Source organism: Pseudomonas corrugata (assembly GCF_001269905.1).
Taxonomy (GTDB): domain Bacteria; phylum Pseudomonadota; class Gammaproteobacteria; order Pseudomonadales; family Pseudomonadaceae; genus Aquipseudomonas; species Aquipseudomonas corrugata.
The window spans coordinates 257,057-269,287 of record NZ_LHVK01000014.1; the positions used below are offsets into that span (position 1 = coordinate 257,057).

General features: G+C 62.1%; 10 protein-coding genes. 1 reads left to right on the plus strand and 9 read right to left on the minus strand.

Annotated elements, in window-relative coordinates; genetic code table 11:
- Positions 1 to 133 precede the first annotated feature (133 nt).
- Positions 134 to 1,411, minus strand: a complete 1,278-nt coding sequence (locus tag AD665_RS19440) for an MFS transporter (RefSeq protein WP_024779886.1) — start codon at positions 1,409 to 1,411, stop codon at positions 134 to 136.
- 119 nt (positions 1,412 to 1,530) lie between these two features.
- Between AD665_RS19440 and AD665_RS19445 the strand changes: the two genes are divergently transcribed.
- Complete coding sequence (locus tag AD665_RS19445; RefSeq protein WP_024779885.1) at positions 1,531 to 2,445, plus strand: LysR family transcriptional regulator; 915 nt, start codon at positions 1,531 to 1,533, stop codon at positions 2,443 to 2,445.
- 127 nt (positions 2,446 to 2,572) lie between these two features.
- On the opposite strand, the gene AD665_RS19450 is transcribed toward AD665_RS19445, so the two are convergent.
- The 8 genes from AD665_RS19450 to AD665_RS19485 form a co-directional block, all read right to left on the minus strand.
- Positions 2,573 to 6,586 (minus strand): dermonecrotic toxin domain-containing protein, encoded by a 4,014-nt coding sequence (locus AD665_RS19450; RefSeq protein ID WP_053193208.1) that lies wholly within the window; start codon positions 6,584 to 6,586, stop codon positions 2,573 to 2,575.
- A 340-nt stretch (positions 6,587 to 6,926) separates the two neighbouring features.
- Entirely contained in the window at positions 6,927 to 7,373 is a 447-nt protein-coding gene (locus AD665_RS19455; protein WP_024779883.1) for a hypothetical protein, read from the minus strand.
- A gap of 30 nt (positions 7,374 to 7,403) precedes the next feature.
- Complete coding sequence (locus tag AD665_RS19460; RefSeq protein WP_033034765.1) at positions 7,404 to 8,630, minus strand: beta-ketoacyl-ACP synthase; 1,227 nt, start codon at positions 8,628 to 8,630, stop codon at positions 7,404 to 7,406.
- Positions 8,630 to 9,358: a 3-oxoacyl-ACP reductase FabG gene (gene fabG, locus AD665_RS19465; protein WP_024779880.1), complete on the minus strand. Its 729-nt coding sequence runs from the start codon at positions 9,356 to 9,358 to the stop codon at positions 8,630 to 8,632. Before fabG ends, AD665_RS19460 begins: the two co-directional genes overlap by 1 nt.
- Positions 9,355 to 9,822: a hotdog family protein gene (locus AD665_RS19470; protein ID WP_053193211.1), complete on the minus strand. Its 468-nt coding sequence runs from the start codon at positions 9,820 to 9,822 to the stop codon at positions 9,355 to 9,357. The genes fabG and AD665_RS19470 overlap by 4 nt, the downstream gene beginning before the upstream one ends.
- A complete protein-coding gene (locus AD665_RS19475) occupies positions 9,819 to 11,015 on the minus strand; it encodes a beta-ketoacyl-[acyl-carrier-protein] synthase family protein (protein WP_024779878.1) in 1,197 nt (398 codons plus the stop codon). The genes AD665_RS19470 and AD665_RS19475 overlap by 4 nt, the downstream gene beginning before the upstream one ends.
- Positions 11,012 to 11,506, minus strand: a complete 495-nt coding sequence (locus tag AD665_RS19480; protein WP_053193214.1) for a DUF3261 domain-containing protein — start codon at positions 11,504 to 11,506, stop codon at positions 11,012 to 11,014. The genes AD665_RS19475 and AD665_RS19480 overlap by 4 nt, the downstream gene beginning before the upstream one ends.
- A complete protein-coding gene (locus AD665_RS19485; RefSeq protein WP_024779876.1) occupies positions 11,503 to 12,231 on the minus strand; it encodes a class I SAM-dependent methyltransferase in 729 nt (242 codons plus the stop codon). Before AD665_RS19485 ends, AD665_RS19480 begins: the two co-directional genes overlap by 4 nt.

Sequence of the window (12,231 nt, forward strand, 5' to 3'; positions counted from 1 at the left end):
TGCCAGTCAGTTAGAAATCAAACGGCGCAAACCCTGTGGGAGCGAAGCTTGCTCGCGATGGGGCAGACCAGCCGACTTTGTTGCTGGCTGACTTACCGCAATCGCGAGCAAACTTTACTCCCACAGGTGGTGTTCAGACCGGCATGTTTCCTGGCAGCACCGGCAATTTCGCCAGTTTTACCGCCACCGACAACGCCACCAGCAGCAACGCACCGATGAACAGACCGACTCCGTTCCATCCACCCAGGTGCCAGGCCACGCCGCCGGCGGTGCCGGCCACGCTCGAACCGGCGTAATAGCTGAACAGATAAAGCGACGATGCCTGGCCCTTGGCGGTGAGGGCACGGCGGCCGATCCAACTGCTGGCGACCGAGTGGGCGCCAAAGAAGCCGAACGTGAAGACCAGCATGCCTGGGATCACCAGCGCCAGGGGCGTCGTCATGGTCAGGGCGAGACCGGCGAGCATCAGTGCGATGGTGGCCCAGAGCATTTTGCGTCGGCCGAGCCGGTCAGCCAGTGCGCCGACTTTGGCCGAGCTGTAGATGCCCGACAGGTACACCAGCGACAGTAGACCAACGAAGGCCTGGTCCAGATGATAGGGCTCGGCCAGCAGGCGGTAGCCGATGTAGTTGAACAGCGTTACGAAGGCGCCCATCAGCACGAAGGCTTCGAGAAACAGCAACGGCAGGCCGGCATCACGAAAGTGCCGGGTGAAGCCGTCCAGCAAGCTGCGTGGATGCAGCGAGCGTGGACGGAAGTTGCGCGACTCGGGCAGGATTCTCCAGAACACCGCCGCGGCGATCAGGGCGAGGCTGCCGATCACCAGCATCGCGGTGTGCCAGCTCACAAAGTCGATCAGCACGCCCGTGATCAGGCGTCCGCACATGCCACCGATGGCGTTGCCGGCGATGTACAGCCCCATCGCCAGGCCGATGTGCTTGGGATGGATCTCTTCACTCAGGTACGTCATCGCAACGGCGGCCAATCCGCTCAACGACAGCCCCACCAAGGCCCGCAGCAGAAGTACGCCATGCCAGGTCGGCATCATGGCGCTGGCCACGGTACACAGTGCGGCGGCGAACAATGCGGTGACCATCACCGACTTGCGGCCGATGCGGTCGGAAATCGGCCCGGTGATCAACAGGCCGACGGCGAGCAGGCCGGTCGCCACCGACAGGATCAGGCTGCTTTGCGCCGCGTTGACGGAAAACTCCCTGGACAGCAACGGCATCATCGGCTGCACGCAATACAACAGGGCAAAGGTTGCGAAGCCACCGCAGAACAGCGCCAGTACCGTGCGCATGAACATCGGCGTGCCTTTTTCTATGTAGATGTCCTTCAATTCGGTAACGACGGCGTCCTGCACGCGGGAGGGGATTTCAGGGGCCAGTGGCGCGACAGCAGTTTTCACGATGGACCTCGCAAGAGCACGATCAGGCAGGCAATGAAAAAAGCATATAGCTGACTAACGTTTCTATCCAATATATTGTTCGACCTGTTTAAGACGTTTAGCGACCTATTGGATGGCCCATGGAACTGCGTCACTTGCGTTACTTCATCGCCGTGGCCGAGGAGCTGCATTTCGGCCGCGCCGCGCTGGCTTTGGGTATTTCCCAGCCGCCCCTGAGCCAGCAGATCCAGGCGCTGGAGCAGGAGATCGGCGCGCGCTTGTTCGAACGCACCAATCGTCGGGTCGAGTTGAGCGAAGCCGGGCGGCTGTTCCTCGAAGAAGCACGGCGGGTGCTGGCCCAGGTTGACAAGGCCGCCGACGTGGCTCGGCGTGCCCAGCTGGGAGAACTGGGTGAGTTGAAGATCGGTTTCACCTCTTCGGCGCCATTCAACTCCACCATTCCCCAGGCGATTTTTTCGTTTCGCCAGCGGTTCCCTGCCGTGCACTTGAATCTGCGGGAAATGAGCAGTACCCAGGTGGCCGATGCGTTGCTGGATGAAACGATCGAGATCGGCATCATGCGGCCCCTGCCGCTGCCCGATGCCTTGAGCGAAATCGAACTCAGCCGCGAACCGCTGGTGGCGGTGCTCAGTGCCAAGCATCCGCTGGCCCAGAGCAGTGACGAGGGACTGTTTCTTTCGGCACTGGCCCAGGAGCCGTTCGTGTTCTTCCCCCGCAGTTACGGCAGCGGCCTCTATGCACAACTGCTGAGCCTGGCCCGTGACGCCGGCTTCAGCCCCCACTTTGCCCAGGAAGCCGGCGAAGCCATGACCATCATTGGCCTGGTGGCGGCAGGGCTGGGGGTTTCGGTATTGCCGGCGTCTTACCAACGGATACGGGTCGATGGCGTGGTCTACCGGCCATTGCTCGATCCGGCGGCGGTGTCGGCGGTGTGGTTGGTGCAGCGTAAGGACCAGCGTTCGCCGATGGCGAAGGCGTTTGTGGAGTTATTGGCTAAAAATACCGGTATTTCCGGTTCTGAAAGGACGGCTTGAAAAAGGCCGCCTTTGGGCTAATGCCGATCAGTTAAGCCACAAACCTGTGGGAGCAAAGCTGCTCCCACAGGTTTTGTGCCGTTTGATCCTTAACTGACTGGCATTACGCGTCTCGGCGCCCTTTTTCTTAGCCTTCCCAAACCGTCGCAGGGCCATTGGCGTGGTAGTCGTAGAACCCTCGGAGTATCCAGCTATCGCCCTCGCGTTCAAACGCGGCGCGCCATGCGCCTTTGCCACCGCCCGGGGTCAGTTGGGCCATGGTGTACCAGTAATATCGGTTGCTCTTCTTGGTGGTTACCCTTCCCGCGCGAATATCTTCGGTGATGACTCGGACCCTGGTTTTCGCCGCCTCTGAGAAGCTGGCGTAGGACATCTGGGCTTCGGCCAATGGGCTGGTGGTGACGGTGAACCTGTCCGGTGCCGGCGATGGAGTGGGTAGAACCGCAGGGGTGACGGTGGACGGTGTACCTTCCACTTTGTGGGTTCGAGCCTGGGTCACGATCTCGATATCGAACGGTTCGTAGTTGGCCAGTGTACGGCTGAAGTCCGTGATGTCTTCCCCAGTGAGCAGCATGACGTTGCGTTGTGTCCGCCCTTTGTTGGCAATGATATAGGGCACTCGATTGTTTCTGATTTCCGTCAGCAGTCCGGGTTTGTGCCTGCGCAGCTTCTCTTCCCGCAGGGCTGTAATCAACTCGTTATAGTATTCCTCCGAGGCCGTGTATTTTTCCCGGGCTGCCTTTGTTTCCGGATCATTTCCGGGGAATCGCGCCTGCGTCTTGGCATCCAGTCTGGCTTCCACGGCATCCAACATGTCCCGGGTGTCCTTGGCTATTTTGTTCATGGCCGCCTTCTTCCTCCCGCCTGGGAAGGTGAAGGCCATGAATACCGCGCCGGTAATGTTGTCCGTTATAACCGTTGTGTTGACCTTGATCCGGTCTTCGGTAAAGAACACGTTTCTGTGCGCGAGTATCGTGTCGTATATTTTTATTTTCTGGGTCTCGCTCAGGTCAATGTTGGACACGTTTGCTTCGATGTCTCGACTACTGAGGAGGACGATGCTCCATGTATTCATCTTGTCCAATAGTTGCATCTGAATGGCTTTGCGCCTGGACAGGTCGCCCCGCCCCCAGGTCAAGTCATCTATTCGTGCGCGGTAAGCGTTGATGTCGGCCGCACCGACATCCACCATGCTCTCGCGCAGTATGCGTTCGGACAGCGCTTCAGGCATGGAGTCGAAGATGGCTTTTGCGGTGCTGATCGCCTCATGGGAGGGGTAGCGGTTCATCACCAGAACGCCCTCCACCAAGGCATCGCAGGTGCGTTGTCGTGGGGTTTCCGGGGGGCGACTGAACAGGCTCTGGAGCGCGCCACCTCCGTGCAACCGATGTCGCTCCTCAATGCGCCAACGGTCATTTTCCCACGTGACCGTTCGCTGGTTCGAGCGGTTGTCCGGCGCGTAGATGATCCGTTCGCCGGCCTGGATCGCCGTTTTGTAATAGCCGTTCCCAAGCTTCAGGTAACCCTGCCCGTCGGCGCCCCTGTACCGGTGGCGTCCCTCGGCGATCAACCCATGCCCGTTGAAGCCTTTGAGCCGATAGTGTTCCAGCTCTGGATCCGGCATGCGGGGGAGGGAGGACAGGGCCGGGCGTGCCTGTTTCCGACGGCGTCCCGCGCGGGCCATGATCAGGTCCTGCCCGGCTTCGGCGATGACCTCTCCCAACCCGCCGATGAAATCAGTGGCCCATTGACGGACGCTGCCGCCCTCATCATCGATCGCTGATACCGCGGCACCGCCCGCCATGGTCGGCAGGATCGCGCGGCCCAATATGCCGCCCAACCGGCCCACCGGGAACATGGACATGGCGCCCGTTAGCAGCATGACGGCGTTTCGGCGCCCTTCCTGTGCGGACGCGCTTTCGCGCTCGGCATTGGACACCGTGAGCATTTCCGCGGTTTTCATCCCGTGGGTGATCTGCGTTTCGTGCAGCACCTTGAACAGGTCCGCTTCCACCACCGGCGAGGCGATTTTCTTTGCGAAGTCATTTTGTGCCCGGTCCTTGGTCCAGGCGAAGACGGAACGCGTGACCTTCCTGATCTTCTCCTCGAACGTCAGGTCCTCCGACATCGGCACCAGGCTGGCAAGCTGCTCGGCCTGCTCCAGTAGTGGCAGGTGCGAAATGAGCCAGCGAGTCATCTGCGGTGTGGAGGTAAGCGTCTGTACCAGGGCGGTTTCCAGGGTTCGGCTGCTGGCCGCATCCACGTCCCGGAACGTCTTGCCGTCCGGTGCCCCTGGCGTGTACAGCGTCAGCGATGGACGGCTCGCGAGAGTCTTGACCCCGAACGCCAGTATTTCTTTAAGCACGCTATCGCCCCAATGCAGCTGACGGACCACCACCTCGTGCCCGCTGACCTTGCCGCGACCTGTCGCCGTGGGGCTGTCCAACGCCGCGGTCACCAGCTTCAGCCCGGTATTGTCGCGGTCATGCCGCAGGTCGCCGGAGATGTGGGCCGCCCACACCTGGGCTCGCATCTGTTGTGCTTTAAAGGCCATCCATTGCGCCTGGGTTTGCCGGGCTACAACTTGCAGCTCGGTCGGCAACCGGGCGCCGACATTGGCCCTTTCGATGACCTCGACAATCTGCGCGAAACTCAGCGGCCCTTCTATGGCGGGCCGAGGAGCATTGCGTTCATCCAGGGTCAGGTTGGACATCGCCCACTCTGTCAGGGAGCGGCGGTCGTCGATGATCCCTCTGACGCTGCCTTGGGATATCCCGGACCCAAACGGTGACCCGCCCGTGGGGGCATGTGGATCGACCAATTGCTTCCTGATGCTCAGTGACACGTCTTCAGGATCGACCGGCGGGTATTTCTCGCGGATGACACCGGCCAACAAGGTGCGGGCCCGGGCATGCAGGGCATCCGGGGTGGCCAGCGTCACGGGGTCTGGTGCCGGGACCGTTTCCACCAGGGTTGTCTGCACCGCCTGGGTCGCCTCCCACCACGCCAGACGGTCGCCACCGGTGACGTGGGGGTTGGCGTGCAACCAGTCATCGAGTTTTTTCAGGCTCAGCCGCAGTTCACGTTCATCCAGGGCGGCAGCCAGATCCAGTCGATTGCCCAATTCCGCCATTGCATCCAGCCTGCTCATCCAGGCGTCGATCTCCTCCGCTGCTGCGGGGCCATTGAGAAAAACGTTGCCGACGGCGTTCCTTTGCGCCGTCCGCAGTTCGCTGACCAGGCGGACGAGAAAGTGCTCGGCAATCGGTGCCGTTTCGATCTCGCCTCCGGGTTCGCCGTCTTCCAGCAGGCTGGCCTTGAGTGCTGCAAGGTCCTCGTGAATGTGCAGCGGTTCGCCCGGGCGATACAACACCGCGCCACCCGACTCGCTGGCATTGTCGTGTTGGGTCAGCACCACGGCCATGGGGACCGGCACGCTGACAGCCCACCCTGGCGGGATCAGGCTCAGGCTATGGACGCCGGGCCGCTGGTATTCCGGGAATTGCCCACGAGACGCCGCGTCTGGCGCCAACAAGGCGCGCTCCACCAAGGCCTTGTGCATCGCCGGGCGCAGCGTGCCGTCCAGCTTGTGGAGGTCCGCCTGGGCCTTGAGCTGTACGGCCCATTCATCGGCCAGCCAAGTGCTGACGCTACGGCTCTGACTGAAATCGGTGGGTTCGGCCCAGAAGTCGTCCAATGCCTGGGTCAACAATTGTGTGCCCGAGTCGGGCGTGATGCTCAGCAGCTGCTTGAGTTCTTGCTTGGCGTCACTGCTGTTCAGGGCCGTGGGCATATCCTTGGCGTAATTCTGATGGATGACGAGGTCAATGTTGCCTGGTTCGTCGAGGAACTCGCGGACATTCAACCTACCCGCAATCGCTTGCCAGAAAAGCGTGTCGAGGCGGGTCGTGGTCTCTTCCTTTCGCCTGTACACGAATATTTCCTTGGCTGTGACGTTGCCAGGCAGGGCGGGGAAGGTTCTGTTGAACCAGTTATCCAGATACTCCTCCAGCACCTTCGAGGCACGTGGGACGGCGTCGTTCAGGCGGATCATCCGTTGCTGCGAGGTTTCCAGCAGGTTTATCCGCGCGGAACCCGGGTTTGTCGGGCTATCAGTCCGTGAGGGGGTGTTTTCCAACATGTGCTCTTCCTGAGAGAGTTTTCGGAAGAACAACCTATTGAAGATGGACGATGACTGGGTGGTAGATAGATACCGCACGTGGCGGTGTCGGGCGGGGTAGGAGGGACAGTGGCCCTTCAAGAAACCTGTACCGGATACATATCCCTTGTGGGAGCCGAGCTTGCTCGCGATAGCGGTGGATCCGTTGGCATCGCTGTCGACTGACCTGCTGCCATCGCGAGCAGGCTCGCTCCCACAAGGGGGCTGTACCAGGCGCAGGCGTTTGGCTCACTGAGAATCCACTGTGGGAGCGAGCCCGCTCGCGATGGCGGCAGGTCAGTCGACATCAATGCCCGAGGGCTTATTGCACCTTCGACAGATCCCCTTTCAATGCAACGCCTGCCATGATCGCGCCGGCATGGCATTCATAGGTTGCAGGGTCTTTGCGCTCGTTGCTCTTGTAGAAGCTGACGATGTTGGTCACGGCGTTGGCGCCTGCATTCTTGGCTGCCTGGTGCAGGCTGATCAGCGCCGATTGCAGCACCCATTCGCAGGCTACTTCGTCGGATTTGTTGAAGGCGTTGGTTTTCTTGTTGGTCACCGCACCGGGGCTGACCACGGTGACGTTACCGGCCGGTTTGTTGCCCGCCAGGTAGAATTTCACGCTGCCGTCGATCTTGCCGGTGCGGATGGCTTCGGCGACGACCTTGTCGAAAGGCAGGTACAGCGCGGTATCACGGGCCTGGCTGAGAGTCGGCAGGGTGCTGAGCAACAGGGCGGCGGTAACGGCGATTTTCTTCAGCGACATCATGGTCTCCTTGACCAGAGGGAACGGGAGTCAGTGCCAGCGACGAAAGATCAACGAAGTGTTGACCCCGCCAAAGGCGAAGTTGTTGTTCATCACATACTCGTTGCTCATTGACCGGAACTCGTTGCGCAGGTAATCGAGCTGGCCGCATTGAGGGTCGACCTCGTCGAGATTGCAGGTATGCACATATCGGTCACGGTTCATCATCTCGATGCTGAACCAGGATTCCAATGCCCCGCAGGCGCCCAAGGTATGGCCCAGGAAGCTTTTCTGCGAACTGATGGGCATGCGTTCACCGAACAGGCTGCTGGTGGCCAGGGTCTCGGCAATGTCGCCCTGTTCGGTGGCGGTGCCGTGCCCGTTGACGTAGCCGATGGCGGAGGGTTCGAGACCCGCATCTTCCAGGGCCAGCTCCATGGCCCGGCGCATGGTGACCAGCTCGGGACGGGTGGCGTGCTGGCCGTCGGCGTTGCTGCCGAAGCCGACGATTTCGGCGTGGATTCGCGCACCGCGGGCCAGGGCATGTTCCAGTTCTTCAAGGACCAGCATGCCTGCGCCTTCGCCGATCACCAGGCCATCGCGGCCCTTGTCGTAAGGGCGCGGGCTGGTCTGCGGCGCATCGTTTTTCAGGCTGGTGGCGTAGAGCGCATCGAAGACCATCGCTTCGGTCGGACACAGTTCCTCCGCGCCACCGGCAATCATCAAAGGCAGGCGCCCGAATTTGATCGCCTCGTACGCGTAGCCGATGCCATGGCTGCCACTGGTGCAAGCGCTGGAGGTGGGGATCATCCGCCCGGTAAGCCCGAAGAAAATGCTGATATTGGCCGCCGTGGTATGGGGCATCATCCGCACATAGGAGTTGGCGTTCAGGCCTTCGGCCACGCTGTTGAGCAGCATGTTGCCGAACGCCTTGACCTCGTCGGTGCTGCCGGTCGACGAGCCGCAGGATACGCCCATGCGTCCGTCCTTGATCGACTCGTCGCCCAACAGGCCGGCGTCGGCCAGGGCTTGTTCCGCCGCGGCGACCGCCAGCCGCGAGACCCGGCCCATGCTGCGCAGTTGCTTGCGTGTCCAGTGGGCCGGGACCTTGAAATCATCGATGGGGCCGGCCAGGCGGGTGTTCAGTTCCGTGAAACGGTCCCACTCGTCCATGCGCCGGATGCCGCTGCGGTTGGCGGCGAAGTTGGCGGCGATGGTTTCCCAATCGCTGCCCACGGAGGTGATGCCGGCCATGCCGGTGACGACGACACGCTTCATCAGCACAAGCCTCCGTTGACGGCCAGGACCTGGCGGGTGATGTAGCCGGCTTCGGCGGACATCAGGAAGTTCACCGCGCCGGCCACTTCTTCCGGAGTGCCCATGCGTTGGGCGGGAATCATTTTCATCAATTCTTCCACGGGTACGTTTTCATCGAGCATGGCGGTGTCGATCAGCCCTGGAGCGACGCAGTTGACGGTGATCTTGCGCTTGCCGAGTTCGATTGCCAACGCCTTGGCCGCACCGATCAGTCCGGCCTTCGACGCGCTGTAGTTGACTTGGCCACGGTTGCCGATCAACCCCGAAACCGAGGTGATGCAGACGATCCGTCCGGCGGCGCGACGACGGATCATCGGCATCATCACCGGATGCAGCACGTTGTAGAAACCGTCGAGATTGGTGCGCATCACCGCGTCCCAGTCTTCTTCACTCAGGGCTGGAAATGCACCGTCACGGGTCAGGCCTGCATTGAGCACCACGCCATAGTAAGCGCCGTGGCTTTCGACGTCGGCCTCGAGAATGGCTTTGCAGGCGGCACGCTCGGACACGTCGAATTGCAGGACGCGGGCCTGGCGGCCGAGGGCCTGGATCTCGGCCTGGACAGCTTCGGCCTCGGCACGGCCGCTGCGGCAGTGCAGCACGATGTCATGCCCGGCCTGGGCCAGGCGCAGGGCGATGGCACGGCCGATGCCACGGCTGGAGCCGGTGACCAATACGGATTCAGTCATGGCTGGTTTCCTGTTGCGGACGGTTCATGGAGGTAATGGGCAGATTTGGGCGGACGGAACACGTTCAACCGGGCGGTGGCATGGATGCCGGGTGCTTCGATATGGCACTCGAATACACCCATGCCATTGTCGTCTTCCAGCGAGCGCACACCGCGGATGTCCAGCTTGGTACCGACCGGAAAACAGTCGACGTTGCATTCGAACTTGCGGGTGCCGAGCAGGAAGCCCAGCTCGACGGCGTCGCCACGTTGGCGCGCGTGGCAACCGGCAAAAGCGGCGACGCTCTGGGCCATCAGTTCGATGCCGACCCAGGCCGGCAAGCCAACGTCGGCTTGGTTGAACAGGCCCCCGGGTTTGACGACAGCGTGGGTATGGATCTGCTCGTCATCGAATGCCACGACGCGGTCGATGAGGATCATGTCGCCTGCGTGGGGCAGCAGTTCGGCGAGTGGCCAGTCAATCATGGGGCATCTCCGATAATCAGGCTGACGTTGTTGCCGCCGAAGGCAAACGAATTGCTCATCAAGCGACGGGGGGCAGTCGGGTTCAGGCGGCTGTCGACGCGGGTCCAGGCCAGGGCCGGCAGTTCAGGATCGGCCTGACCGTCCCAGATATGAGGCGGCAGGGCCCCGGTGGGGTTTTCGACGCTCAGGCTCAACCAGCAGAAGGCCGCTTCCAACGCTCCGGCCGCGCCCAGGGTGTGGCCGGTCATGGGTTTGGTAGAGGAACAAGGCACGCCCTGTGGGAACAGCCCGGCCACCGCTTGGCTTTCCATGGCGTCGTTGTGTTGCGTGGCGGTGCCATGCAGGTTCAGGTAGTCGATCTGGCTGGCCTCAAGGCCAGCGCTGAGCAAGGCTTTTTCCATGGCCTGGCGAGCGCCGCGGCCGCTGGGCTCCGGGGCGGAAATATGGTGGGCATCGGAGCTGGCGCCGTCGCCGAGCAAAGCAATCGGCGTTCCAGTTCCCGGCGCCTTGCTCATCAGAAACAGCACGGCCGCCTCGCCGATGTTGATGCCGTTGCGGTTTACCGAAAACGGATTGCAGCGTTCGTTCGACACCGCTTCCAGCGCCGAGAACCCGTTGAGGGTGAGCTTGCACAGGCTGTCCACCCCGCCACAGAGGACCGCATCGCACAGTCCCAGGTCGAGCAGGCGCCGGGCGCTCATCAAGGCGCGGGCGCTGGAGGTGCAGGCGGTGGAAATCACATAGGACGGGCCGCTCAGGCCGAGCCAGTCGGAGAGAAAGTTGGCCGGCGCGCTGAGTTCCTGCTGCTGGTAGTCGTAACCGTCCGGGAAGCGCTGCTCGCGCAGGTAATGGGCAATGCCCTGGCTGGCCTCGTCGATACCCGAGGTGCTGGTGCCCAGGACAATGCCGATGCGCGTACGACCGTAGGTCTGGATGGCCCGGTCGATCTCGGGACGGATCTGCAACCCGGCTTCCAGCAGCAACTGATTGTTGCGGGTGCAATGGGCGGCCAGCGTATCGGGGATGGGGGCCAGAGCACCTGTCACCGAGGCAACCGGCAAGGCGCGCTCGGCCACCCATCCGGATTCGACACGCAGGCCCGAGCAGTCGCCGGCGAACAGGTTGCCCGCCACTTCATGTTTATCGCGGCCCAGGGCGCAGATCACGCCGAGGGCATTCAAGTAGGCGGTCATGGAGCGCTCTCGGTCAACGGTGTGATGCGGTAATGGGGGCCTCGGGGCAGGCTCAGTTGAAAATCCAGCGACTGCTTGTAGCGCACCTGCCAGCGGGAATCCAGGGTTCGTTGCGCAGCCTGTTGCCGGGCGGTCGGATAATTGCCGGACAGCTCGGTTTCAGGTGTCAGTGCGAACAGCAGCGCGGCGAACAGCTCCCGGGCTTCGGCGTTGGGCGGCAGCAGGCCGTCGGCTTGCCACTGGCTGTCGACCAAGCGCTGACGGGCCAGGGGAATACCCAGTGGGTCCATCATCGACCAGCGAATGCCGGAGTCTTCGCGCTGGATCACCAGCAACCAGTCCTGGCGCTGCCCGGCCAACTGTCGCTCGATGTGCAATTGCAGAGGCAGCGCCAGGGTCGGCGTGCGCTCGGGCAGTGGCGCGTGACTGGCGCAGGCACTGAGCAGCAACAGACAGCCGATCAGCAGGCCGCTGAGGCAGGTGCGGATCATTTCTCAACCCCTTCGACGGGCTTGCGGGCCACGACGTTGACCAGGGTTTCTTCCCGCTCGCCGAACAACCGGGGGCGGCGCAGGCCAAAACGCTCCAGCAGGCCGAAATCCCTGGCGCGGCTCCACCACAGGTAGGGATAGGACACGTTACCGGCTTCGAAGCGAAACCCTTGCTGGTGGATCATCTCCAGGTACTGCGCGGCACTTTTCTGTACATGCATGGGATGACGGAACAGCCAGCGGATGACCCAGGTATCAATATAGGCTTCGGTGGATTCGGCGAACATCAGGTAACCGCCGGGCTTGAGCACGCGATAGAACTCGGCCAGGGCCTTTTCCTGTTCCACCAGATGATGGAAGGTCTGGTGACAGAACAACAGGTCGACGCTGGCATCCGGTACCGCCAAGGTTGCGCAGTCGCTGCCGATCAGTTCCACAGCCATGCCCTGGCGGGCGGCTTCTTCGGCGCTCAGCGCCAGGCTGTGGGGATCGGCATCGACCCCGATCAGTCGTTGTGGCGCGAACACCTGGCGCAGGTACTGGAACGACTTGCCCTGGCCGCAACCGGCGTCCAGCAGCACCGGGGCGGCCGGCAATGGTGTGCTGAACAGGCTGCGCAGGTCATTGATCGCCACGCGCAGCACATGGTGCTGCCAGGTGTGGCTGCGCAGGAACCAGAAGCCGAAGCGGGTTTCTTCGACGTAGTTGTCACTCAGGTAGTTCAT